General features: G+C 72.0%; 22 protein-coding genes. 14 read left to right on the top strand and 8 right to left on the bottom strand.

Going from position 1 to position 21,833, the window contains the following annotated elements; genetic code table 11:
• Window positions 1–3: 3 nt before the first annotated feature.
• From zwf to BLW43_RS11870, 7 genes are all read left to right on the top strand, one after another.
• Window positions 4–1,464, top strand: coding sequence for a glucose-6-phosphate dehydrogenase (gene zwf, locus BLW43_RS11900; protein WP_093253659.1), 1,461 nt, complete (start codon window positions 4–6; stop codon window positions 1,462–1,464).
• Window positions 1,465–1,561: 97 nt separating this feature from the next.
• Complete coding sequence (locus BLW43_RS11895; protein WP_093253656.1) at window positions 1,562–3,070, top strand: Rossmann-fold NAD(P)-binding domain-containing protein; 1,509 nt, start codon at window positions 1,562–1,564, stop codon at window positions 3,068–3,070.
• Between the two features lie 21 nt (window positions 3,071–3,091).
• Complete coding sequence (gene pgl, locus BLW43_RS11890) at window positions 3,092–3,784, top strand: 6-phosphogluconolactonase (protein WP_093253654.1); 693 nt, start codon at window positions 3,092–3,094, stop codon at window positions 3,782–3,784.
• Between the two features lie 14 nt (window positions 3,785–3,798).
• The gene (edd, locus tag BLW43_RS11885; RefSeq protein ID WP_093253651.1) at window positions 3,799–5,634 is read left to right on the top strand and encodes a phosphogluconate dehydratase; all 1,836 of its coding nucleotides are present in this window, start codon (window positions 3,799–3,801) and stop codon (window positions 5,632–5,634) included.
• A 13-nt stretch (window positions 5,635–5,647) separates the two neighbouring features.
• On the top strand, window positions 5,648–6,064 hold the full coding sequence (locus BLW43_RS11880; RefSeq protein WP_093253649.1) for a methylglyoxal synthase: 417 nt from the start codon (window positions 5,648–5,650) through the stop codon (window positions 6,062–6,064).
• Window positions 6,061–6,690, top strand: a complete 630-nt coding sequence (eda, locus tag BLW43_RS11875) for a bifunctional 4-hydroxy-2-oxoglutarate aldolase/2-dehydro-3-deoxy-phosphogluconate aldolase (RefSeq protein WP_093253646.1) — start codon at window positions 6,061–6,063, stop codon at window positions 6,688–6,690. Before BLW43_RS11880 ends, eda begins: the two co-directional genes overlap by 4 nt.
• Window positions 6,687–7,319, top strand: a complete 633-nt coding sequence (locus tag BLW43_RS11870) for a nucleoside/nucleotide kinase family protein (protein ID WP_245731027.1) — start codon at window positions 6,687–6,689, stop codon at window positions 7,317–7,319. Before eda ends, BLW43_RS11870 begins: the two co-directional genes overlap by 4 nt.
• Before the next feature lie 6 nt (window positions 7,320–7,325).
• Here BLW43_RS11870 and BLW43_RS24320 read toward each other — a convergent pair whose 3' ends face one another.
• Window positions 7,326–8,282: a DUF4394 domain-containing protein gene (locus BLW43_RS24320; protein WP_093253644.1), complete on the bottom strand. Its 957-nt coding sequence runs from the start codon at window positions 8,280–8,282 to the stop codon at window positions 7,326–7,328.
• A 250-nt stretch (window positions 8,283–8,532) separates the two neighbouring features.
• Between BLW43_RS24320 and BLW43_RS11860 the strand changes: the two genes are divergently transcribed.
• The gene (locus BLW43_RS11860; RefSeq protein ID WP_093253641.1) at window positions 8,533–9,252 is read left to right on the top strand and encodes a hypothetical protein; all 720 of its coding nucleotides are present in this window, start codon (window positions 8,533–8,535) and stop codon (window positions 9,250–9,252) included.
• Window positions 9,253–9,306: 54 nt separating this feature from the next.
• On the opposite strand, the gene rpoD is transcribed toward BLW43_RS11860, so the two are convergent.
• From rpoD to BLW43_RS11845, 3 genes are all read right to left on the bottom strand, one after another.
• Entirely contained in the window at window positions 9,307–11,286 is a 1,980-nt protein-coding gene (rpoD, locus tag BLW43_RS11855) for an RNA polymerase sigma factor RpoD (protein ID WP_093253639.1), read from the bottom strand.
• A gap of 95 nt (window positions 11,287–11,381) precedes the next feature.
• Window positions 11,382–13,376: a DNA primase gene (gene dnaG, locus BLW43_RS11850; RefSeq protein WP_093253637.1), complete on the bottom strand. Its 1,995-nt coding sequence runs from the start codon at window positions 13,374–13,376 to the stop codon at window positions 11,382–11,384.
• Window positions 13,377–13,442: 66 nt separating this feature from the next.
• On the bottom strand, window positions 13,443–13,745 hold the full coding sequence (locus tag BLW43_RS11845; protein ID WP_093253634.1) for a DUF3572 family protein: 303 nt from the start codon (window positions 13,743–13,745) through the stop codon (window positions 13,443–13,445).
• 150 nt (window positions 13,746–13,895) lie between these two features.
• On the opposite strand from BLW43_RS11845, the gene BLW43_RS11840 reads away from it, so the two are divergent.
• Entirely contained in the window at window positions 13,896–15,260 is a 1,365-nt protein-coding gene (locus tag BLW43_RS11840) for a PleD family two-component system response regulator (protein ID WP_093253632.1), read from the top strand.
• Between the two features lie 58 nt (window positions 15,261–15,318).
• On the opposite strand, the gene BLW43_RS11835 is transcribed toward BLW43_RS11840, so the two are convergent.
• From BLW43_RS11835 to BLW43_RS11820, 4 genes are all read right to left on the bottom strand, one after another.
• Window positions 15,319–15,810 carry a periplasmic heavy metal sensor gene (locus tag BLW43_RS11835; RefSeq protein ID WP_093253629.1) on the bottom strand — a complete coding sequence of 164 codons (492 nt, stop codon included), beginning with the start codon at window positions 15,808–15,810 and terminating at the stop codon, window positions 15,319–15,321.
• On the bottom strand, window positions 15,807–16,217 hold the full coding sequence (locus tag BLW43_RS11830; protein WP_093253627.1) for a hypothetical protein: 411 nt from the start codon (window positions 16,215–16,217) through the stop codon (window positions 15,807–15,809). Before BLW43_RS11830 ends, BLW43_RS11835 begins: the two co-directional genes overlap by 4 nt.
• Window positions 16,214–16,807, bottom strand: a complete 594-nt coding sequence (locus BLW43_RS11825; protein ID WP_093253900.1) for a sigma-70 family RNA polymerase sigma factor — start codon at window positions 16,805–16,807, stop codon at window positions 16,214–16,216. The genes BLW43_RS11830 and BLW43_RS11825 overlap by 4 nt, the downstream gene beginning before the upstream one ends.
• A 97-nt stretch (window positions 16,808–16,904) precedes the next feature.
• Complete coding sequence (locus tag BLW43_RS11820; protein ID WP_093253624.1) at window positions 16,905–17,597, bottom strand: EF-hand domain-containing protein; 693 nt, start codon at window positions 17,595–17,597, stop codon at window positions 16,905–16,907.
• Between the two features lie 157 nt (window positions 17,598–17,754).
• On the opposite strand from BLW43_RS11820, the gene BLW43_RS11815 reads away from it, so the two are divergent.
• The 5 genes from BLW43_RS11815 to BLW43_RS11795 all read left to right on the top strand — a co-directional run bounded on the left by BLW43_RS11815 (window position 17,755) and on the right by BLW43_RS11795 (window position 21,783).
• Window positions 17,755–18,138: a DUF983 domain-containing protein gene (locus BLW43_RS11815; RefSeq protein WP_093253621.1), complete on the top strand. Its 384-nt coding sequence runs from the start codon at window positions 17,755–17,757 to the stop codon at window positions 18,136–18,138.
• 51 nt (window positions 18,139–18,189) lie between these two features.
• On the top strand, window positions 18,190–18,906 hold the full coding sequence (locus BLW43_RS23520; protein WP_093253618.1) for an NUDIX hydrolase: 717 nt from the start codon (window positions 18,190–18,192) through the stop codon (window positions 18,904–18,906).
• Window positions 18,903–20,150: an MFS transporter gene (locus BLW43_RS11805; RefSeq protein WP_093253616.1), complete on the top strand. Its 1,248-nt coding sequence runs from the start codon at window positions 18,903–18,905 to the stop codon at window positions 20,148–20,150. Before BLW43_RS23520 ends, BLW43_RS11805 begins: the two co-directional genes overlap by 4 nt.
• A 147-nt stretch (window positions 20,151–20,297) precedes the next feature.
• Window positions 20,298–20,771 (top strand): transcription elongation factor GreA, encoded by a 474-nt coding sequence (gene greA, locus BLW43_RS11800; RefSeq protein ID WP_093253614.1) that lies wholly within the window; start codon window positions 20,298–20,300, stop codon window positions 20,769–20,771.
• Window positions 20,772–20,802: 31 nt separating this feature from the next.
• Window positions 20,803–21,783: a hypothetical protein gene (locus BLW43_RS11795; protein ID WP_093253612.1), complete on the top strand. Its 981-nt coding sequence runs from the start codon at window positions 20,803–20,805 to the stop codon at window positions 21,781–21,783.
• Window positions 21,784–21,833 lie beyond the last annotated feature (50 nt).

Below are 21,833 nucleotides of genomic sequence, written 5' to 3'. Positions count from 1 at the left end.
GCAATGGTCGCCCGCGTCGTTCCAGTCGACCCTTTCGATCTCGTGGTGTTCGGCGCCACCGGAGACCTTGCGCGCCGCAAGCTCATCCCGGCGCTCTACCACCGCATGCGCGACGGCCAGGCGCCCGAGAGCGCCCGCATCGTCGGCGCCGCGCGCAGCGAGATGGACGCGGACGGCTTCCGCCGCATGGCCGAGGAGGCGCTGGAGGAGTTCCTGCCCGCCGCCGAGCGCGACCGCGCCTCGGTGGCGCGCTTCCTCGCGATGCTCGACTACCGCGCGGTGGACGCCATGGGCGACGGCGGCTGGGACGGGCTGTCGGACGCGCTGAGCTGCGACGCAGGTCGCCCGCGCGCATTCTACCTCTCGGTCGCGCCAAAGCTGTTCGGCCCGATCGCCGGGCGCATAGCGGCCCAGGGGCTCGGCGGCGACGGCGCCCGGATCGTGGTGGAGAAGCCGCTCGGGCGCGACCTCGCCTCGGCGCGGGCGCTCAACGCCCAGCTCGCGGAGGCCTTCGACGAGAGCCGGATCTACCGCATCGACCACTATCTCGGGAAGGAGACGGTCCAGAACCTGATGGCGCTGCGCTTCGCCAACGCCCTTTTCGAGCCGCTCTGGAACGCACGCCACGTCGACCATGTGCAGATCACCGTGGCGGAAAGCGTCGGCATCGAGGGGCGCGGCCCCTATTACGACGGCGTCGGCGCCATGCGCGACATGGTGCAGAACCACCTGCTCCAGCTGCTCTGCCTCACCGCGATGGAGCCGCCGGCGCGTTTCTCAGCCGACACGGTGCGCGACGAGAAGCTGAAGGTGCTGCGCGCGCTCGCGCCGCTCGACCCGCGCGAGATCGTCCGCGGGCAGTATCGCAACGGCGGGAACGCGACGAGCTACATCGACGACGCCGGCGACCCCGACAGCCGCACCGAGAGCTACGTCGCGCTCAAGGCCGAGGTGGCGAACTGGCGCTGGTCGGGCGCGCCCTTCTATCTGCGCACCGGCAAGCGCCTGCGCGCGCGCATGAGCGAGATCGCGATCGTGTTCAAGGAGGCGCCGCACTCGATCTTTCCCGGCGACGAGGGCGCCGAGCGGCCGAACATGCTGGTGATCCGGCTGCAGCCCGACGAGGGCATCACGCTGGCCATGACCATCAAGGACCCGGGTCCCGGCGGCATGCGCCTGACCGACGCGAACCTCGACATGACCTTCGCCCAGAAGCTCGGCGCCATGACGCGCATGCCCGACGCCTACGAGCGGCTGGTGATGGACGTGATCCGCGGCGACCAGACCCTGTTCATGCGCGGCGACGAGGTCGAGGCCGCCTGGGCCTGGATCGACCCCGCCATCGCGGCGTGGGAGGCCGCGAGCGAGAAGCCCCGCCCCTACGACATCGGCTCCTCGGGCCCGGAGGACGCGCTGATGCTCATGCACCGCGACCACCGCCGCTGGCGCGAGATCAAGGCGTGAGGGCAGTCGGATCTGCGTCGGCGACACGGTCGCCATCTACGGGCATAAGTGGCGAGGTCAGTCCCATCAGGGCGTGAGACGAAAAGGAACAGGACGCATGTTCGACCAGATTGTGATCGGAAATGGCAGCAGCGCAGTTCACTTCATCCATAGCGCCATGCTTGGCTCCGAAGCGAAGTTCAAGAGCGACAAGACTCTGGTGATCGGCAAGTCCGATCTCTGGTCGCAGACCCCGAGCGGTCATGCGCTGGGACAGACCCCGGCCATCCTCGAGCGCAGAATCGGCCCCGTCGCGCCGTCGACCGCCACGGAGACGCCCAGCCCCACAGGCCTCCCGACCGCGCAGTACGAAACAGCGGGAAGCTTCACCCGCTATCTCGACCGGATGCGTCAGCAGATCAATGAAGTGATGTATGGCAAGCTCTACGTCACCAACGACACCGTCATCGCAAACGGCGTCGCGCGCGCGGGCAACGGCTTCGAGGTGAAGACCTCCAGCGGAAACGTCTATGAGGCGAAATCGGTGATCGTCGCGAGCGGCCTTGGCCCGGCCAACTCTCTGCCGCCCATCGAATTGGCGAAGGCGGAGTTGGGCAAGGCCTACGCAGAGCCTCGCGACTACCCCGAAATCGTCGACGCGGTCACCTACTACCAGACCAAGCCGCCCAAAGGCCATGATGTCCTTGTCTATGGCGGCTCCGCCACCTCCGCATGGGCCAGCAGCCACGCGTGGAAGATCGGCGAGGCGAGCCGCATGATGTGGATGTGTCGCCGCGGCATCGACCAGATCAGCACTGAGGGCAACCCGGTTGGCCGCAACTCCGAAGTGATCCAGATGGCGGTGAAGCAGGGCCTCATCGAGGCCGGCGAAATCAAGAACATCGCAATCGACCTCGGGGCCGGGCCCGGCGAGCCTCGCCTCATGATCGAGTTGAAGGTCTACGCCTTCGCGGGCCATGAGAGAGACGCCCGCACCGGCGACCTGGTCAGCAAGCGCGACGCGACGGGGGATGTGACAAGGGCGTTTCGCGCCCACCAGCTTGTCTACGCCGTGGGATCGGACCCGCTGGGTTCGGGCGGACCAGGAAGCATTCTTTCGGTGTCAATCCGCGACGAACTCGGGGCCGCCTACGCCAAGGACAGTCAGTTCCAGACCGACCCGAACGCTGTCCTCTTGGCCTACACTACGCCGGACGAGAAGCTTTGGGTGGTTGGCGCATCGGTGTTCGGCGCGCTCGGGATGCCCGATCTCCGGAAGGTGCGCGACAAATATGCAAAGGTCGGCGACTTCCTCACCCAGTCGGGAACGCCGCCGGAGGGCATCGCCATTCTCGCGACCACCCTCGATGCGCTGACGGGGCGCTTCCAGACCAACCCCGCGACCTTCGAGTGGAGCCGGGCGCGGCCGGAGGAGATCGTGAAGCTGCTCAAGGACGCATGCGGGCTGGACGACGGCACGGCCCAGGCGCTGGCGCAGTCCCTCGTGACGGTCCGCGCCGACGCCAAGTTCGCGCTCACGCCCGCGATGATCAGAAAGACCGTGGCCGACTTCAACGACGTCTACAGAACGCGCGTCGACGTCACGCCATTGCGGTTGCCGGCTTGACGCTGTTTGGGGAGACCGCGCATGACCACCGCTGTCGAACGTCACCCCTCCCGCGAGGCGCTCGCCGGGGCGCTGGCGGACCGCATCGCCGCGGACCTCAAGGCCGCGCTTGACACGCGCGGCCGCGCGACGCTCGCCGTCCCCGGCGGAACCACGCCGGGACCGTTCCTGACCGCGCTGGGCGCCAGGCCGCTGAACTGGGAGCGGGTCGCCGTCACGCTGACCGACGAGCGCTGGGTTCCCACCTCGTCCGACCGCTCCAACCAGCGCCTCGTCGGCGAGACGCTGTTCCGCGGCCCCGCCGCGGGGGCGGAGTTCGCGCCGCTCTACGGCGCCACGGCCGAGCCGGCGCAGTCAATGGACGCCGTCTGCGCCTCGCTCGAACGGCTCGTCCTGCCGCTGGACGTCGTCGTGTGCGGCATGGGCGAAGACCTGCACGCCGCCTCGCTGTTTCCCGGCGCCGACAAGCTGCGCGCGGCGCTGGCCCCCGACGCGCCGCCCGCGCTCGCCATGCGCGCCCCCGGCGCGCCGGAACCCCGCGTCACGCTGACCGCCCCGGTGCTGCGCGGCGCCGCGCACGCCTATCTGCTGATCGTCGGCGCGGCGAAACGCGAGGCGCTGGCCCGCGCCGAGGCCGAGACCGACGAGGAGACCGCGCCCGTGCGCGTGCTGCTCACCCGAACCAAGCCGCTGACCGTCTTTTACGCCGACTGAGAGGAGGCGCGACCATGCCCGCCCCAACCACGAACGGCCTCAACCCGACCGTCGCCGCCGTCACCGACCGCATCAGAGAGCGCTCCCGCGACGTCCGCGCCGCCTATCTCGACCGCGCGCGCCGCGCCGGCGAGGCCGGGCCGGTGCGCGCCAGCCTCACCTGCGGCAACCTCGCCCACGCCATCGCCGCCTGCGGCCCCGCCGACAAGGCGGCGCTGACCAGCGAGGCGACCGGCAACATCGGGATCGTCACCGCCTACAACGACATGCTGTCGGCCCATCAGCCCTTCGAGGATTTCCCCAAGCTGATCCGCGACGCGGCCCGCGCCGCGGGCGGAACCGCGCAGGTCGCCGGCGGCGTGCCCGCGATGTGCGACGGCGTCACGCAGGGCCAGCCGGGGATGGAGCTGAGCCTCTTCTCCCGCGACGTCATCGCGCTATCGGCGGGCGTCGCGCTCAGCCACAACTGCTTCGACGCCGCCATCTTCCTCGGCGTCTGCGACAAGATCGTGCCCGGGCTGGTGATCGCCGCGGCGAGCTTCGGCCACATCCCCGCCGTGTTCGTCCCCGCCGGCCCGATGACCTCGGGCCTGCCCAACGATGAGAAGTCCGCCGTGCGCCAGCGCTACGCCAAGGGCGAGATCAGCCGCGACGAACTCCTGAAGGCCGAGATGGCGAGCTACCACGGCCCCGGCACCTGCACCTTCTACGGCACCGCCAACACCAACCAGATGCTGATGGAGTTCATGGGGCTGCACCTGCCCGGCGCGAGCTTCGTGAACCCCGGCACGCCGCTGCGGGAGGCGCTGACCCGCGCCGCGACGCGCCGGGCGCTCCAGATCACCGCCGCCGGCAACGAGTACACGCCCTGCGCCGAGGTGCTGGACGAGCGCGCCTTCGTGAACGGCATGGTCGGCCTGCACGCGACCGGCGGCTCCACCAACCTCACCCTGCACCTCATCGCCATGGCGCGCGCCGCCGGCGTGCTGATCGACTGGGACGACATGGCCGCGCTGTCGGAGGCGACGCCGCTGATGGCCCGCGTCTACCCCAACGGCATCGCGGACGTGAACCATTTCCACGCCGCCGGCGGCCTGCAGTTCATGATCGGCGAACTGCTCGGCGCGGGGCTGCTGCACGAGGACGTGCGCACCGTCGCCGGCGACGGCCTCAGCCGCTACACGCAGGAGCCGAAGCTGGGGCCCGACGGCGAACTCGTCTGGGAGAACGGTCCCTCCGAAAGCCTGACGACCGACATCCTGCGCCCCGTCTCGGCGCCGTTCCAGAAGTCCGGCGGGCTGAAGCGGCTCGACGGGCCGCTGGGCGAGGCGGTGATCAAGGTCTCCGCCGTCAAGCCCGAGCGGCACGTCGTCGAGGCCCCCTGCGCGGTGTTCCACGATCAGGAGGCCGTGAAGGCCGCGTGGAAGGCCGGCGAACTCGACCGCGACGTGATCGTGGTGGTGCGCTTCCAGGGCCCCAAGGCGAACGGCATGCCTGAGCTGCACTCGCTGACGCCGGCGCTCGGCGTGCTGCAGGACAAGGGCTTCAAGGTCGCGCTGGTGACGGATGGGCGCATGTCGGGCGCGTCGGGCAAGGTGCCGGCGGCGATCCATGTGAGCCCCGAGGCGGCCGACGGCGGCCCTATCGCCCGCCTGCGCGACGGCGACGTGATCCGCCTCGACGCCGCAGCCGGACGCCTGGAGGTGCTGGTGGAGGCGTCCGCGTTCGCCGCGCGCGAGCCGGTGGCGCCGGACCTCTCCGCAAACGAGCACGGCATCGGCCGCGAACTCTTCGCGGCCTTCCGCGCCCATGTCGGCCCCGCCGGCACGGGCGCGGCGGTCGTCGTGTAAGGGGCGCGGCGCCATGAGACCCGACGCCGGCCGCATCGCGCTCGTCGCCCACGACGCGAAGAAATCCGCCCTCGCCGCCTGGGCCGCGCGCAACGCGGCGCTGCTGATGCGCCACGGCGTCGTGGCGACCGCGACGACCGGCAGCGTCGTGCGGGAGTTCTGCCCCAAGCTCGATGTGACCTGCGTCGCCTCCGGCCCGCTCGGCGGCGACCAGCAGATCGGCGCGATGATCACCGAGAAGAAGATCGCCGCGCTCATCTTCTTCGCCGACGCGATGACCCCGATGCCCCATGACGTTGACGTCAAGGCGCTGCTGCGCATGGCCATCGTCCACGACATCCCCTGCGCGACCAACCGCGCGACCGCCGACATCCTCGCCCGCGCATGGGCGGGGGAGGCCGAAACCAAGCTGGAAGGCGCCACGCCATGAACCCGAGCGTCGAGGACGTCTGTCGTCTCGCCCCCGTCATCCCGGTGCTGATCGTGGAGGACGTCGCCACCGCGGCGCCGCTGGCGCGGGCGCTCTGCGCCGGCGGGCTGCGCGCGCTCGAGGTGACGCTGCGCACCCCGGCGGCGCTCGACGTCATCCGTGCGATGGTCGCCGCCGCGCCTGACGCCGTGGTGGGCGCGGGAACGCTGATGACGCCCGAGGACGTCAGGGCGGCGAAGGCCGCGGGCGCGAGGTTCGGCGTGTCGCCGGGCTGCACCGACCGGGTTCTCGACGCCGCGGAGGCGGAGGGCCTGCCGATGCTGCCTGGCGTGGCGACGCCGGGCGAAGCGATGCGGGCGGCGGAGCGCGGCCTCTCGATCTTGAAGTTCTTTCCCGCCGAGGCCAATGGCGGCGCGAAGGCGCTCGGCGCCTGGGCCTCGCCGCTGGCGAAGCTGCGTTTCTGCCCGACCGGCGGCGTGTCGCTGGAGAACGCGCGCGATTATCTGAAGCTGCCCAACGTCCTGTGCGTCGGCGGCTCCTGGGTGGCGCCGAAGGATGCGGTGGCCGAAGGCGACTGGGCGCGCATCGAGGCGCTCGCGGCCGAGGCCGCCGCGCTGACGGCGTGATCGACGCCGCCGACGCCTTCGCCGAACGACTCGTCGCGCTGGCGAGGGCCCGGCCCGGCGAGCGGGTGTTGGCGGCCCTCGCCGGGGCGCCCGGTTCGGGCAAGAGCACCCTCGCGGAGGCCGTCGCCGCCCGCCTCAACGCCGCCGCGCCGGAAACCTGCGCCGTCGTGCCGATGGACGGCTTCCATCTCGACGACGCCATCCTGAACGCCCGAGGCTGGCGGGCGCGCAAGGGCGCGCCGCACACCTTCGACGTCGGCGGGCTCGCGGCGCTGCTCGCGCGGCTCAAGGCCAATGCGGAGCCCGAGATCGCCATCCCGCTCTTCGACCGCTCGCTGGAGCTGTCGCGCGCGGCGGCCCGCTTCGTGCCGCGCACGACCGCGGTGGCGCTCGTCGAAGGCAATTATCTGCTGCTGAAGGCCGAGCCCTGGTCGGGCCTCTCGCAATTCTTCGACCTGACAGCGCTGATAGCGTGCGAGGAGAGCATTCTCGCCGCACGGCTCGCAGCCCGCTGGGCGGCGCTCCCGGCCGCAGAGGCGCGTGCGAAGATCGAGGAGAACGATCTTCCGAACGCAAGGCTGGTGGCGTCGGGAAGCGCCGCCGCCGACCTAACGATCGGCGGCGGCTGAGCGCGGTCAGGCCGCCCGGCGGCGGCGACCAAGGGCCGCGAGGCCGGCGAGGCCGGCGATGAGCAGACCCGCGGCTGCCGGGACCGGCACCGGCGCGACGTCGCCGGCGTCGAACACCGTAAAGCCGTCGAGCACGCCGAACTGGCCGTCGAAGCGGCCTAGAAGCATGGCGTCCACCTGCCCCATGGCGTTCGCCGCCAACGCGATCTCGTAGAGGCCCACGCCGCCGGCGTCCGTCAGAAGCGCGTAGCCGACATTCTCGCCCATCATCGCGGAGAGGATGTCGAAACCGCCGTTCTCGGTGAAGTCGAGCGCCATCCCGTCGGAGAACACCGACCCGATCGTGTTGAGCGTGCCGGCGTTGTTGTCGAGCGTGGCGAGGATGTCCCACTCGCTGTCCAGCACGAACTGCCGCGTGCTCGCCGGGCCCGCGAAGGCGTTGGTGTAGGCGTTGGCGAAGATCGAGGGATCGCGGCCGAAATTCGCGTCGCCGTCGTTGTAGCGCAGCGGCATGACGCCGGCCTCGGACCCGATGATGTCCGGCGGCGTGGCGTTGGGGCGGAACACGAGGTTCGCCTCCTGCGTGTTCACGATGCGCGCCGCATCGAGAACATTGTTGAAGTCGAAGCCGTTGGTGGGAACGTTGGTCCCGCCCGGCCGCGACGCGACTGCCGTGGCGACGCCCGTCGACACGTCGACACGATAGACCGTGTCGTCCTGATCGTTGTAGCCGAACACCTCTCCGGTGGCCGGTCGGTAGTCGATGTCGTCAAGCGTCACCGCCGAGCCGTCGGCGAGGCGGATCGACTTTCCCGACAGCCCGCTGGCCGTCGAGATGTCGGCAATGGTGACGAGGGTGGACCCATTGTTCCCAAGCGCCAGACCGATCGGCGCAGCGATGGCGGCTGACGACAGAACAAGGGAAGAAGAGGCCGCGAAAACGGCCTTTGCGACAAAATACATCACACACTCCAGACACAGGTGCACACACAAGCGCGATACTCACGCTCGTTGAAGTTAACCAAGCTCCGCAGCCATGAGAAGCCGGTCGCCGATTACGTTTTCGTGATCAAGCAGGATTACGGATGAAACGCCGGCGCATGCTTCAGCGGTACAAAAATTTCGCCGCTCGGCGACCTGCGAAAATCGACGGACAGGTTTAATTTCTGCGGAATGGACGTATCTATCCGCGAGCGGGGATCGGGAGGACGGGATGCAGCGTGGGGCGAGGCTGGTCGGGGCCGTCATGCGTCACAGCATCTGGCTTGTGGCGATGTATGGCCTGGGCGTCGGTTTCGTTCTGCTGTTCGTCGCCTCGCCGACGCTGGTGGACATCGTATCGGCCTGCAAGGTCGTCTCGCTTCTGGCGCTGGTCTACGCCAACCGGGAGACGCCGGAGAGCATCGACATCGACCATCGCCCCGAGGTCTCCGCGATCAACTTCGCGATCATCGGCGCCTCGGCGCTGGTGCTGCTGATGATGGTCGTGAAGATCGTCGTGGATGACCACGCCATGGTCACGATCGCGCCGGCGGGCCAGATCGCGCTGATCTGGTTCAGCGCCAACGCCTATTGGGTCTCGACGCTGCCCGTCTTCGGATACTTCGCGCTCGACTTCTACATCGCGCTGGGGCGGGGAAGCTCGCCACAGGACCGCGAGGCCGCCTGGGAGTTCGTGATCTTCCGGGATCTCGTCTGCATCGCGCCGCTGGCGCTCGTGCTCGCGCTGGCCGAGGTTTACACCACATTCTCGCCGCTGCCCGACGCGGCGCAGAGCGCGGAGTTCTTCTTCGGCGGCGCGCTCACGGTCATTCTCCTCGGCTCGGCGGTCGCCACCAAGGCGCTGAACGTCAGTCAGGCCCACAGACGGGAGGCGGGGACCGTCCGCCCAACCCCCCTCAGCCGCCCCATGCCGGTCTCGGCGAAGGGCTGAACGAGACGCAGATCGACAGGAGGGGCGACAGCCGGGCGGACGCCTGCGACCGACTCACTCGTCCAGGAAGCTCCGAAGCTTGCGGCTGCGGCTTGGATGCTTGAGCTTCCGCAGCGCCTTGGCCTCGATCTGGCGGATGCGCTCGCGCGTGACCGAGAACTGCTGGCCGACCTCCTCGAGCGTGTGGTCGGTGTTCATGCCTATGCCGAAACGCATCCGCAGCACCCGCTCCTCGCGCGGCGTCAGGCTCGCCAGCACCCGCGTCGTCGTCTCCTTAAGGTTGGACTGGATCGCGCTGTCGAGCGGCAGGATCGCGTTCTTGTCCTCGATGAAGTCGCCGAGCTGGCTGTCCTCCTCGTCGCCGATGGGCGTTTCGAGGGAGATCGGCTCCTTGGCGATCTTCATCACCTTGCGCACCTTCTCCAGCGGCATCTGGAGCTTCTGCGCGAGTTCCTCCGGCGTCGGCTCGCGGCCGATCTCGTGGAGCATCTGGCGGCCCGTGCGCACCAGCTTGTTGATCGTCTCGATCATGTGAACCGGGATGCGGATGGTGCGCGCCTGATCGGCGATGGAGCGGGTGATCGCCTGCCTGATCCACCACGTCGCATAGGTGGAGAACTTGTAGCCGCGGCGGTACTCGAACTTGTCCACCGCCTTCATCAGGCCGATGTTGCCTTCCTGGATGAGGTCGAGGAACTGCAGCCCGCGGTTGGTGTATTTCTTGGCGATGGAGATCACGAGGCGCAGGTTGGCCTCCACCATCTCCTTCTTCGCGATGCGCGCCTCGCGCTCGCCCTTCTGCACCGTCTGCACGATGCGGCGGAACTCGGGGATGTCGACGCCGACCGTCTGGCCGACGACGCCGATCTCCTCGCGGATCTCCTCGATCCGGCCGCGCTCCTTGGCGAGCATGGCCTTCCAGCCCTTGCCGGGAAGCTGGGCGACGCGGTCGAGCCAGTTCGGGTCGAGCTCGGAGTTGCGGTACTCGTCGATGAACTCGCGACGGTTGACCTTGTAGCCGTCGGCCAGCTTCACGAGCTGGCCTTCGAGCGTCATCAGACGGCGGTTGATGCCGTAGATCTGGTCGACCAGCGTCTCGATGCGGTTGTTGTGGAAGTTCAGCGCGTTGACGAGCTCGACGATCTCCGAGCGGAGGCGCTGGTATTCGCGCTCCGAGGTGGAGGAGAAGACCTCGGAGTCGCTCAGCGCGGCCGCGAGGCGCTTGCCCTGCATCTCGTGCAGGCGCCCGTAATCCGAGGAGATGCGCTCCAGCTTCTCCAGCACCTGGGGACGGAGGACCGCCTCCATCGCCGAGAGCGAGAGGTTGGCCTGCTCGTCGCCGTCCTCGCCGTCGTCGCCGAGTTCCGGCTCGGGCTTGTCGGCCTCGGGCTTCTCGGCCTCGGGCTTCTCGGCCGCCGGCGCCGTTGCGGCCCCCGCGCCGACTTCGACCGCCTCCTCCTCGTCGTCCTCCAGACCCTTGCCGAACGTGGTCTCAAGGTCGATCACATCGCGCAGCATGATGCGCTCTTCGTTCAGCTCCTCGAGCCAGATCGTGATCGCCTGAAACGTCAGCGGGCTTTCGCAGAGGCCGCCGATCATGGTGGCGCGGCCGGCCTCGATGCGCTTCGCGATGGCGATCTCGCCCTCTCGCGACAGAAGCTCCACAGTGCCCATCTCGCGCAGATACATGCGCACGGGGTCGTCGGTGCGGTCGTTCTCGGCGGCCGCCGGCTGGCTGGCGACGACCTCCCGGCTCTCGGCCTTCGCGTCGTCTCCCTGATCGTCGGGGTCGGCCTCCTCGTTCTCGACGACGTTGACGCCCATCTCCGACAGGAGCGCCATGACGTCCTCGATCTGCTCGGAGGACACCTGTTCGGGCGGGAGCGCCTTGTTCAGGTCGTCGAGCGTGATGTAGCCGCGCGCCTTAGCGGCGGCGATCATCTTCTTGACCGCCGCCTGGCTGAGGTCGAGCATCGGGCTCGGGGCCTCGGCGTGCTCGACCTCCGCAGTCTCGTCGACGTCTTTCGCCGCCATGCGCTGCTCCGTCCTGTTTCCCACGCCGCCTTCGTCGCACGTCCCGCCGGACCGTTGCGAGGGGCGTGCGCGAATCATTCGCGCAAAACCCCGGACTAACGGGGTCTCTTCACCCATATCTCTCCGCTAATTGCAGCACGCACGGCGTCAGACAAGTGGGACTCGTCCGAATCGGCGCTCTTGACCGCCCCTTCGCGCAGGCGATTCGCCATGGCCGAGGCCGTTCTGAGCCGCATGTCGAGCGACGCGTCCGCATCTTCGCCCAAGGACACCTCCGCATCCCGCACCTCGGCAAGAAGCTGCGCGGCGGCGGCGCACCGCGCGATCGCGTCGGCGAGCCCGGCCTCGGCCTCCGCCGCATCGCAGTCCGACCCGGCGAAGCCGAGATGGGCCGCCCCCGCGCGATTTGCAAGATCCTCCGCCCGCGCCGGATCCACCACCGCCCGCACGGCCGCCGCCGCCGCCTCTGCGTCCATGTCCGCGATCATCGGCGCGAGCGCCGCCAGCCCGCGGCGCAGCGGCTCGAGGTCCGCGGATTCGAAGGAGAGCTCCGCGAGCTGTTCGCCGAAGCGCTCCAGAAGCGCCGGGCGCCCCGACAGCGCGAACAGGATCGCAGCCTCCCGCGCCCGCGTCTCGGCGCCGCGCAACAGGGCGCTGGCCTTCGTCTCGGCCAGCGGGGCGTCGACGAACCCTGCGCCCCATGCCCCGCGTCCGGCCCCGCCGCGCCCCATGCTCCCCTTGCCGCCGAAACCGCCCGTCGCGCCGCGCGGCCTGCCCGGCGTCCAGCCGCCCCGCGCCTCGCGCGCCGGGCGGAAGAACGCGGCGCGCCGCTCCGCCAGCGCCGCGCGGTAATGCGTGCGCACGTCGGGGTCGGCGATCTTCGCCAGCGCGGCGCGCAGGCGCATGTCGAGCGCGGCGCGGCGCTCGGGGCTGTCGACGGGCCGGCCCTCCGTCTCCCGCCGCCAGAGCATCGCGACCAGCGGCTCGGCGGCCTCCAGCACGGCGCGCATGGCGCCGGCGCCCTCGGCGCGGATCAGGTCGTCGGGGTCGAGGCCTTCGGGCAGCAGCGCGAAGCGCAGCGACTTGCCCGGCTTCAGCAGGGGCAGCGCCACGTCGATCACGCGCATCGCGGCGTCCAGCCCCGCCTTGTCGCCGTCGAGCGCCAGCACCGGCTCGTCGGCCATGCGCCACATCATCTCCAGCTGCGGCGCTGTAACGGCGGTCCCGAGCGGGGCGACCGCGTGCGCGAAGCCCGCCTCGGACAGCGCGATAACGTCCATGTAGCCCTCCGCCGCGATCAGCGCGCCGGCCTTGCCCGCCGCCTCGCGCGCCGGGCCGTGGTTGTAGAGCGTGCGCGACTTGTCGAAGAGCGGGGTCTGCGGCGAGTTGAGATACTTGGCCTTGGCGCCGTCGCCCATGGCGCGGCCGCCGAAGGCGATGCAGGCGCCCTGCGCGTCGCGGATGGGAAACATCACCCGGTCGCGGAAACGGTCGAACGCGGGGCCGCCGTCCTCCGGCGCGATGCTGAGGCCCGCGTCCGCCAGCGCGCGGTCCGGCGCGCCCATGCCCCTCAGATGCTCCGTCAGCGCCCTTCTGTCGCCGGGCGCATAGCCAAGGCCGAACCGCTCCAGCGCGGTGCGCGAAAGCCCGCGGCGCGCGAGATAGGCGCGGGCGTCCGCCGCGCGTCCGCCGGCGAGCTGGGTGCGGAAGAATGCCGCCGCCGCCTCCATCCACTCCGCCAGCCCCTTGCGCGCCTGCGCCCGCTCCGTGGCGGCGGGGTCCTGCGCGGGCATCTGGAGGCCGGCCATGCGCGCCAGCTCCTCCACGGCCTCCATGAAACCCAGATTGCCCTGCTCGCGCAGGAAGCTGACGGCGTCGCCCTTCGCGCCGCAGCCGAAGCAGTGGTAGAAGCCCTTGCGGTCGTCGGCGTGAAACGACGGGCTCTTCTCCTCGTGGAAAGGACAGCAGGCCCAGAAGTCGCCGCGCGCCGTGTTGGACTTGCGCATGTCCCACGTCACGCGGCGGCCCACGACCTCCGAGATCGGAACGCGCGCGCGCAGCTCATCGAGGAATCCGGGGGGAAGCGCCATAGCGTCAAGGTCGTCGCTCGCAGGCCCCGGCGCAAGCCTGCGCAGGCGGCAGGCGGCGCCGGGACTTCAGGTCCAGTGCGCGACGTCTCCGCCAGGCAACGCCATGCGGGCGCGCGTCGCGTCTTCCGGGCCGAGGCCGCTCTCCTCGGCGAAGTCCCGCGCGCGCGCCTCGTCGGCGAGGATGAAATCCAGCACGAAGCCGAGGAATTCGGGCTCCGCGGCGCGCGCCGCGAGGTCCGCCGGCGCGAGGCCCGCCGCACCCATCAGCGCGTCGAGCCGCTCGGGGTCGGCGGCCAGCCAGCCGAGGCCGCCCAGCGCCAGCGCCTCCGCCGCGGCGACGCCGCCGGCGTTCCGATCCGAGCCTCGCATCCGCACCGCCTCGCTCCGGCGCCCCGCCTGGGCAACTCTGCGTTAAGCGTCAGCGGATTATCGTTCCCGTCAAGACGGCAATGCGGCGCAAGACCATGCTTCGTCGCCGTTCTGGTCAGCCAATCGGCGGCCGAGAGGGTTGGAGGGCTCATGTCTGGCCGGATTCTGATCGTCGACGACGTCGCGACGAACCGGATGCTCTTGTCGCTCCTGCTCTCCAAGGCGTTCTACGACGTCGACGAGGCGGGCGATGGGCACGCGGCCCTTGAAATCGCCCGGCGGACCCGTCCCGACGTGGCGCTCGTGGACGTGATGATGCCCGGCATGAACGGCTACGAACTGTGCCGGGCGATGAAGTCGGACCCAGAGCTGGCGGATATTCCGGTCGTCATGGTCACCGCGCTCGGCGCGCAGGACGACCGTCTTACGGCGCTCGCCGCCGGCGCGGACGACTTCCTCACCAAGCCCGTCCGCGAACTGGCGCTCTTTGCGCGGCTGCGCTCTCTCCTGCGCATGAAGGCGATGACCGACGAGCTGCGTCTGCGCGACGACACCATGCGTCAACTGCTGGACAGCCCGCCGCCGGCCCTCATCATGCCCACGCCGGGCGCGCGCGTGCTCAGCGTCACGTCCGACGCAAACGGGGCGATGCTAAAGGACATTCTCGCTTCGCGCCTCGACGTGCGGATCGAGACCGTGACGACGGCGAAGGAAGCCTTCCTCAGCGCGGCGGCGTCGCCGCCGGAAGCGCTTCTGGTCGACAGCGTCGGCTTTGCGGACTTCACCAACGCCTTCACGACGGCGTTGCGGCAGCGGCCCGAGACGCGCGGCGCCGCGCTCCTGACGCTGGTGGCGGCCGACGACCTCAAGACCGCGGCCGACAGCCTCGACGCCGGCGCCAACGACTACCTGATGTACCCGCTCGACCCCGCGGAGCTGACCGCGCGCCTGCGGACCCAGCTGCGCTACAAGGCCTACGCCGACCAGCTGCGCGCCCAGGTGTCGGACGGTCTGCGGCAGGCCGTGACGGACCCCCTCACCGGCCTGCGCAACCGGCGCTACCTCGACGCGCACCTCGCGCGCATCGCCGCCCGCGCCGTCGACGACGATTCGCCGCTGTGTCTGATGGCCTTCGACCTCGACCGCTTCAAGTCGGTCAACGACCGGCACGGCCACGCCGCCGGAGACGCGGTGCTGCGCCAGTTCGCCCAGCGGCTGCTCGACAACACGCGCGGCGTGGACCTCGTGGCGCGCATCGGGGGCGAGGAGTTCGTGGTGGCGATGCCCGAGGCCTCGCTGAACCACGCCCGCATCGCGGCGGAGCGGGTGCGCAAGGCGGTGGAGACGCCCGGCTTCGACATCGGCGGCCAGTTGCTCGACGTCACGGTGAGCGTCGGCGTCGCGGAGTTCATCGGCCACGCGGACACGCCCGAGGCGCTGATGGAGCGGGCGGATGCGGCGCTCTACGCTTCCAAGAACGCCGGCCGCAATCGCGTGACGCTGGCGGCCGCCTGAGAGGCGGCGGGGCCGGGCCGCCGGGCGGCGCCGCTCCAGAGCGCTCTCGCCGCCGCGCTCAGTCCCACCCCTCGCCCCAGCCCCGCCGCGCCTTGCGCTCCAGGCGACCGCTGGCGCGCGCCATGGCGTCGGCGCGCCGCTCGGCCGGCATAAGGGCGAGCAGATCGACGAACGCGCCGTGACGCTCGGCGGCGAGCGCCGTCTCGGCGCCGCGCAGCCGCTCCAGCGCGGCGGAGACCGCCGCCGCGTCGAACGGCTCGGACCCCGCCGCCGAGACGACCCCGCCGGAGGCCTCGCGCACCGCTTCGCGCGCCGCCGCCACCCGCGGCCCGCGGGCCTTCAGCATGGCGCGCGCCTCGCCGCGCAGTTCGCGGTCGGACCCGCGCATGAGACGTTCGACCGTCACCGGCCCCTCGGAGCGCGGGCCGCGCCGATCCTCCATCGCCGCGCCGCGGAGCGCGTGACCGGCGATGACGCCCGCCAGCAGCATGTTGAGCACGAGAGACGCCGCCAGCGCCGCGCCGCGACGCCTGTTCAACCACCCGATCACGATCCGTCCTCCAGCGTCAGGTCCAGCGCGGCGGCCTCTCCCAGCAGGTCGGCGCCCTCGAAGGCGGCGAGCGCGGCGTCCTGAGCGGCGTCCTGGCCGGCGACGCCGTCAAGCGCTCCGGACGCGCCGACGACGAAGCCGAGCGCCGCCGCCGCGGCCATCGCCAGCGACCGCGGCGAGGGACCACGCGAGGGTCGAGCGACGGACCGTCGCCCGAACCGCGCCTGTCGCCGCGCGCCCTGGCCGTTGGCCGCCGCCGCCGTCCCTCGCTCCAGCGCGACACGCGCCGCGTCGGCCGCGCAGGCGTCTAGAAACGCCGCCGGAGCCTCCCGCGGCGGCGCCGCGGCGAGTTCGGCGAAGGCCGCGTCGAGCCCGGATGCGTGGTCACTGCGATCTTCGCCGGTCATTCCCGATCCTCCCGATGCGCCGCCAGACGCGCCGCAAGCGTGCGTCGCGCCCGCGCCAGCAGGCTTTCCACGGCTTCGACGCCCACGCCCAGCGCCTCAGCGATCTCGGGGTTCGCCAGCCCCTCCAGGTGACGTAGCGTCACGGCCACGCGCTGCCTGTCCGGCAGGGCCGCGATCGCAGCGCTCAGGGCCGCCGCGCGATCGGCGGCGACCACCCTCTCCAGCGCCGAAGGCGCCGGGTCGCTGGGCTCCGGCGCCGCCTCCATCGGGGCGAGCCGGCCGCGGCGGCGCAGACGGTCGAGGCACAGGTTGCGCGTCGTCCGGCGCAGCCATCCCCCCACCGAGCCGCCCCCGGCCTCGCGGCCCGCCCCGGAGAAATCGGGCGCGGCCCGCCAGAGGCGCAGAAACGCCTCCTGCGCCACGTCCTCCGCCTCCGCCGCATCGCCGAGCAGCCGCGTCGCGACCGCGATCAGCGCCGGCGCGCGCCGGGCCGCCAGCGCCCGCGCCGCGCCGCCCTCGCCCAGCGACGCGCGCGCGAGCAGCGCCGCGTCCAGCGCGTCGCCCCCGTGACCGGGAGGCGCGCAGGCCAGCCCCGGCGGCGACGGCGCGTCGTCGGGCGGATCGCTGCGCTCGAAGGGCGGCGCCACCGCCGCGTTTTCCGGAACGACGCCGCGCCGGTCGTCGCGGTCAGCCGTCCTTGCGGCGCGCGCGCCGCGCCTCGTCCCGCGTCACGGCGCCGTCGCCGTCGGCGTCGAGACGCGCCATCATGCGCTCGGCCATCCGTTCGCCGGCGGCGGAGGCCTCCGCGGCGTCGATCGCGCCGTCGCCGTCGGCGTCGATCCGGTCGAAGCCTAGCCCGGCGCCGCGGCCGCGCTCCATCCCGCAGCGCCGGTCTCCGCGATGTCGGGCGTCGGCGCGCCAGTCGCGGCCTTCGCGGCGCTCCCCCTGCTCCGCCCGGCCGCCGTCCCCGCCGCGCGAGCGGGGCCGGTCCACGTCGGCTTCCTCGCGCGCGGCCTCGCGCGCGGCGTTCGCGAGAAACTCCTCTCGGCTGATCGCGCCGTCGCCGTCCGCGTCGAGGCGGCCGAAACGCGCCTGCGCCCTGCGCTCGCCCCGCGCGGCGGCGAACTCCTCCCGCGTCACCCGCCCGTCGCCGTCCGCATCGGCCTCCATGACGCGCGCGCCGAACGCGGCGATCTCATCCCTGACGAGCCGGCCGTCGCCGTCGGCGTCGAGGCGCTCGAACATCCGGTCGAGGCGCCATGCCTCCGCTCGGTCGCCAGAGCCGCCGGCCCCGGCCCCGGCGCCGGCGGCGGGCAGGGCGACGGCGCCGGCCACGAGGCTGAGGCAGCCGAGGGCCGCCGCGAGGGTCGTATTCCGCATGATCGTCTCCGTATCTCCAGCGGGGCGCGCTTCGCCCTCGCCCCCCCTCAACGCGCGGCCGAGGCGTTTCCGTCGCCGCCTTGCCGAAGAATCGCGACGGCAGACAGCGACGCTGCGCCGCGGCGCATCCTAGCGGCCGCAGGCCTATTTGCGCTCCATGGACACCATGGCACCTCCGCGCGCGCCCCGCGACGTCGGTCCCGCCCTCGGGCGCGGCCTCCGCCGGCGCTGCCCCGCCTGCGGGCGCGGCGCGCTCTTCACCGGCTACCTCTCCGTGCGGGACGCCTGCCCCGACTGCGGCGAGGCGCTGCACCACCACCGCGCCGACGACGCGCCGGCCTGGGCGACCATGCTCATCGTCGGGCACCTCATGGTCCCTGCGATCGTCGCCGCGCGGACGTTCGAGGACGTGCCCGTATGGGCGCACTCGCTCGGCTGGCCCTTGGTCGCGCTCGCGCTCTGCCTGCTGCTGCTGCCGCGGATCAAGGGCGCGGTCGTGGGCTATCAGTGGGCGCACAGGATGCACGGCTTCGACGACTGATGCGGCGCGGCGGCGCTGGACACGCCAGCCCGCCTCGGCGACCTTCGCGGCATGTCGCAGTCACCCCTTCCCGATGCGCCGGCGATCCCGCGGGACGCGGCCAGCCTGATCCTCGTCCGCAGCGACGGCGGCGCGCCGCGCGTGCTGATGGGCCAGCGGGGCGCCGGCGCGCGCTTCATGCCGTCCAAGTTCGTCTTTCCGGGCGGCGCGCTGGACGCCGCCGACGCGCATCCGTCCATCGGCGGCGGCCTGCGCCCCGCCTGCGCGCGCCGACTGGCGCTGTCGCCGGCGCCGGAGCAGGGCGCCGGCCACGGCCTTGCGCTGGCCCGCGCCGCGGTGCGCGAGACCTTCGAGGAGGCCGGTCTCGCCCTGGGGACGGCCGAGGCCGGCGTCGCCGAACGGGCCGTGGCGGCGCCCGAAGCCTGGCGCGGGTTCCTGGCGATGGGTCTGGCGCCGGCGACCGGCCGCCTGCGCTTCATCTTCCGCGCCGTGACGCCGCCGACCCGCCCGGTGCGCTTCGACGCGCGCTTCTTTCTGGCCGATGTCGCCGACATCGCCGGCGATCTCGACGACTTCTCCAGGGCGGAGGAGGAGCTTGCGCACCTGCAATGGCTGACGCTGGCCGAGGCCCGGTCACTCGATCTTCCCTTCATCACCTCCGTCGTGCTCGCGGAAGTCGAGGCGCGGCTGGAGCGCGACGACGACGACCGCCCCGCGCCGTTCTTCCGCCACGAGGCCGGGCGCAGCTACATCGACGCGCTCGCGTGACCGGCCGTCGCGAGGACGCGCCGCAGCCGTCGGCCGCGCGGATGCCGGCGCCGGGCGGCGTCGCCTCCGGCGGGCTCGGCGCGGACGGGCGCGGGCTGATCGCCGCGATCGCCTGCATCGCGCTTTTCGGCGTCGCGCAGGGCATGACGCATCCGCTGTTCGCGATCCGTCTGGAGCTGTCAGGCTGGTCCTCGGGCATGATCGGGCTGAGCGGCGCGATGGTCGCGCTGGCGGCGCTCACGCTGGCGCCGCTGATGCCGCGCATGATCCGCCGCGTCGGGCTGCCGGCGTTCCTCACCGGCGGGGCGATCCTCTCCGCGGCGATCCTGCTGCTGTTTCCGCTGACCGACGACTACTGGGCCTGGCTCGCGCTGCGCTACGTCCACGGCGCTGCGGCCACCGCGCTTTTCGTCGGCTCGGAAGTGTGGATCGTGGCCGGCGCCGAGCCGGGCGCGCGCGGGCGGGTCGTTGGGCTCTATGCGACCGTCCTCTCGCTCGGCTTCGCGATGGGGCCGCTGATCGTCACCGGCGTCGGCTTCGCCGGCCCCGCGCCCTTTCTCGCCTGCGCGGCGCTGTCGCTGATCTGCCTCGCCCCGCTGCTGACCGCATGGAACGCCGCGCCGCGCGCCCATGACGACGACGTGGCGACGATCCCGCCCTGGCGCTTCCTGCGCACCGACCCGACGGTGCTCGGCGCGGTGATCCTGTTCGGCGTGGTTGAGTTCGGCGTCATGGCGCTGCTGCCGGTCTGGGGCGTGAAGGCGGGCATGGAGCGCGACGCGGCGACGTTTCTCGTCACCGTGCTGGTGCTCGGCAACGTCGCGCTGCAGATCCCGCTCGGCGCGCTCGCCGACAAGGCCAACCGCCGGGCGCTGCTCGTCTTCTGCGCGCTGACCTGCGTGGCGGCGGCGGCGCTGCTGCCGCTGCTGGCGGGGACGGTCTGGCCGCTCTGGGCCGCGCTCTTCGTCTGGGGCGGGCTGGCGGCGGGGCTCTACACCGTCGCGCTCATCGAGCTCGGCGCGCGCTACAGCGGGGCCACGCTCATCTCGGCGAATGCGGCGGTGATCGTGGCCTACGGCGTCGGCGCGCTTCTGGGGCCGCTGGTCGTCGGCGCCGCGATGGACGTGATCGAGCCGCACGGGCTTTCGGTGGCGCTGGCGGGGCTTTCGGCGGTCTATCTCGCCGTCGCGCTGGCCCGCGCGCGCCGCGCGACGCGCGCGCGCGCCGCCGCCGAGGCGCGCTGAGCCCCCTCTTGCGCAGGCTGTGAGGCGGCAATACGCTCATGCAAGTCGATGTGAGCCGCTCCGGGCCGGGGCGGCTTCACTGTATCAGAACACCGCTGCGGGCGCCGCCCGGAGCGAATGAGCCAGTTGCCTGAGGAGCTCCTTGCCATGGAAAAGGTGCCCATGACCGCCGCCGGCTACGCCGCGCTCGACGCCGAACTGCGGCTGCTCAAGACAACCGAGCGCCCGGCGATCATCGAGGCCATCTCGGAGGCGCGCGAGCACGGCGACCTCAGCGAGAACGCGGAATACCATGCTGCGCGCGAGCGGCAGTCCTTCGTGGAGGGCCGCATCAAGGAGATCGAGGGCCTGATGTCGCGCGCCGACGTGATCGACCCGGTGAAGGTCGCCGGCGACACCATCAAGTTCGGCGCGACGGTCAAGCTGGTCGACGAGGACACCGAGGAGGAGAAGGTGTTCCAGATCGTCGGCGAGGTGGAGGCCGACGTCGAGAACGGCAAGCTCAACATCCGCTCCCCGCTGGCGCGCGCGCTCATCGGCAAGGCCGAGGGCGACAGCGTCGAGGTGATGACGCCGGGCGGCGGCCGCTGCTACGAAGTCCTCAAGATCGACTACGTCTGAGCGGCCGGCGGGCGGGGCGGCGGTCGGGCCGATGAACGCGGCGGCGCTCGCGGGAGCGGCGGCCTGCGTGGTGTGGCTCGCCGCGGTCGCCGCCTACGCGGTCGGCTATTTCGCGACGCCGGCCCCCGGCGCGGGGGCGGGCTCGGCGCTGATGCTGCTGATCGCGGCCGCCGCGCCGGCCGGCGCCCTGGCCGCGCTGGTCGTCGCGCTGGGCTCGGATCGCGCGCCGCGGTTCGGAGGGCGGGATGCGGACGGCCTCTCGCCAGAAGCGGCCCGCATCGCGACCGAGGCCGCCCGCGCGGCGGCCGCCGAGACGGCGCGCGCCCTGAGCGTTCGCATGACCGCGCTGGAGACCGCGCTGGCGGAGACCCGCCGCGGCGTGAAGGCCCTCACCGAAATCGCCGGGGTGGACGCCGCCGAGAGGCGCGAGCGGCCCGCAGAATCTGCGCGGCCGGGGCCCTCGCACACCGCCCCGCAGACCCAGCGCCCGCCCAACGAACCCGCCCTGCCCTTCGCCGACGCCGCCGCGCAGGTCGAGCCGGTCGCATGGTCCGACATCCTGCGCGCCCTCGATTTTCCGCGCAGCGACGGCGACGCGGAGGGTTTTCGCGCGATGCGCGCCGCGCTGACCGATCCGCAGATCGCCCAGCTCCTGCAGGCCGCGGAGGACGTGCTGAACATTCTCGCGACCTCGGGGCAGCACATGGAGGATCTGTCGCCCGAGCCCGCCGATCTCGGCGCCTGGGCGGCCTATGCGCAGGGCGCGCGCGGCGCCGCGGCCGACGGCGTGGGGGCGGTGCGCACGCCCGAAAGGCTGGACGCCGCCCGCGCCCTGCTGCGCGCCGACGCAGTGTTCCGCGACGCGGCGCTCGTCTTCGCGCGGCGCTGGAACGGGCTCGTCGCCCGCATCCACGACGAACTCGGCGGCGGCGCGGTGATGGCGGACGCCGCCGACACGCGCTCGGGCCGCGCCTTCATGCTGCTGACGCGCGCCCTCGGCGCGTTCGACTGAGCGGCGGCAGGTCGCGCGTCGGCGCACGGCCCTCGAAACAGCTTGCAATC

This window comes from Rubrimonas cliftonensis (assembly GCF_900107585.1).
In the GTDB taxonomy this organism is placed as follows: domain Bacteria; phylum Pseudomonadota; class Alphaproteobacteria; order Rhodobacterales; family Rhodobacteraceae; genus Rubrimonas; species Rubrimonas cliftonensis.
The sequence above is the reverse complement of the archived record's forward strand: the minus strand, read 5'-3'. Positions and strand labels throughout refer to the sequence as shown.

Bases quoted from the DNA above. Each gene is read 5' to 3' on its own strand.
- zwf (WP_093253659.1), top strand. From the start codon at position 4: ATGGTCGCCCGCGTCGTTCCAGTCGACCCTTTCGATCTCGTGGTGTTC.
- BLW43_RS11895 (WP_093253656.1), top strand. From the start codon at position 1,562: ATGTTCGACCAGATTGTGATCGGAAATGGCAGCAGCGCAGTTCACTTC.
- pgl (WP_093253654.1), top strand. From the start codon at position 3,092: ATGACCACCGCTGTCGAACGTCACCCCTCCCGCGAGGCGCTCGCCGGG.
- edd (WP_093253651.1), top strand. From the start codon at position 3,799: ATGCCCGCCCCAACCACGAACGGCCTCAACCCGACCGTCGCCGCCGTC.
- BLW43_RS11880 (WP_093253649.1), top strand. From the start codon at position 5,648: ATGAGACCCGACGCCGGCCGCATCGCGCTCGTCGCCCACGACGCGAAG.
- eda (WP_093253646.1), top strand. From the start codon at position 6,061: ATGAACCCGAGCGTCGAGGACGTCTGTCGTCTCGCCCCCGTCATCCCG.
- BLW43_RS24320 (WP_093253644.1), bottom strand. From the start codon at position 8,282: ATGTATTTTGTCGCAAAGGCCGTTTTCGCGGCCTCTTCTTCCCTTGTT.
- BLW43_RS11860 (WP_093253641.1), top strand. From the start codon at position 8,533: ATGCAGCGTGGGGCGAGGCTGGTCGGGGCCGTCATGCGTCACAGCATC.
- rpoD (WP_093253639.1), bottom strand. From the start codon at position 11,286: ATGGCGGCGAAAGACGTCGACGAGACTGCGGAGGTCGAGCACGCCGAG.
- dnaG (WP_093253637.1), bottom strand. From the start codon at position 13,376: ATGGCGCTTCCCCCCGGATTCCTCGATGAGCTGCGCGCGCGCGTTCCG.
- BLW43_RS11845 (WP_093253634.1), bottom strand. From the start codon at position 13,745: ATGCGAGGCTCGGATCGGAACGCCGGCGGCGTCGCCGCGGCGGAGGCG.
- BLW43_RS11840 (WP_093253632.1), top strand. From the start codon at position 13,896: ATGTCTGGCCGGATTCTGATCGTCGACGACGTCGCGACGAACCGGATG.
- BLW43_RS11830 (WP_093253627.1), bottom strand. From the start codon at position 16,217: ATGACCGGCGAAGATCGCAGTGACCACGCATCCGGGCTCGACGCGGCC.
- BLW43_RS11820 (WP_093253624.1), bottom strand. From the start codon at position 17,597: ATGCGGAATACGACCCTCGCGGCGGCCCTCGGCTGCCTCAGCCTCGTG.
- BLW43_RS11815 (WP_093253621.1), top strand. From the start codon at position 17,755: ATGGACACCATGGCACCTCCGCGCGCGCCCCGCGACGTCGGTCCCGCC.
- BLW43_RS23520 (WP_093253618.1), top strand. From the start codon at position 18,190: ATGTCGCAGTCACCCCTTCCCGATGCGCCGGCGATCCCGCGGGACGCG.
- greA (WP_093253614.1), top strand. From the start codon at position 20,298: ATGGAAAAGGTGCCCATGACCGCCGCCGGCTACGCCGCGCTCGACGCC.
- BLW43_RS11795 (WP_093253612.1), top strand. From the start codon at position 20,803: ATGAACGCGGCGGCGCTCGCGGGAGCGGCGGCCTGCGTGGTGTGGCTC.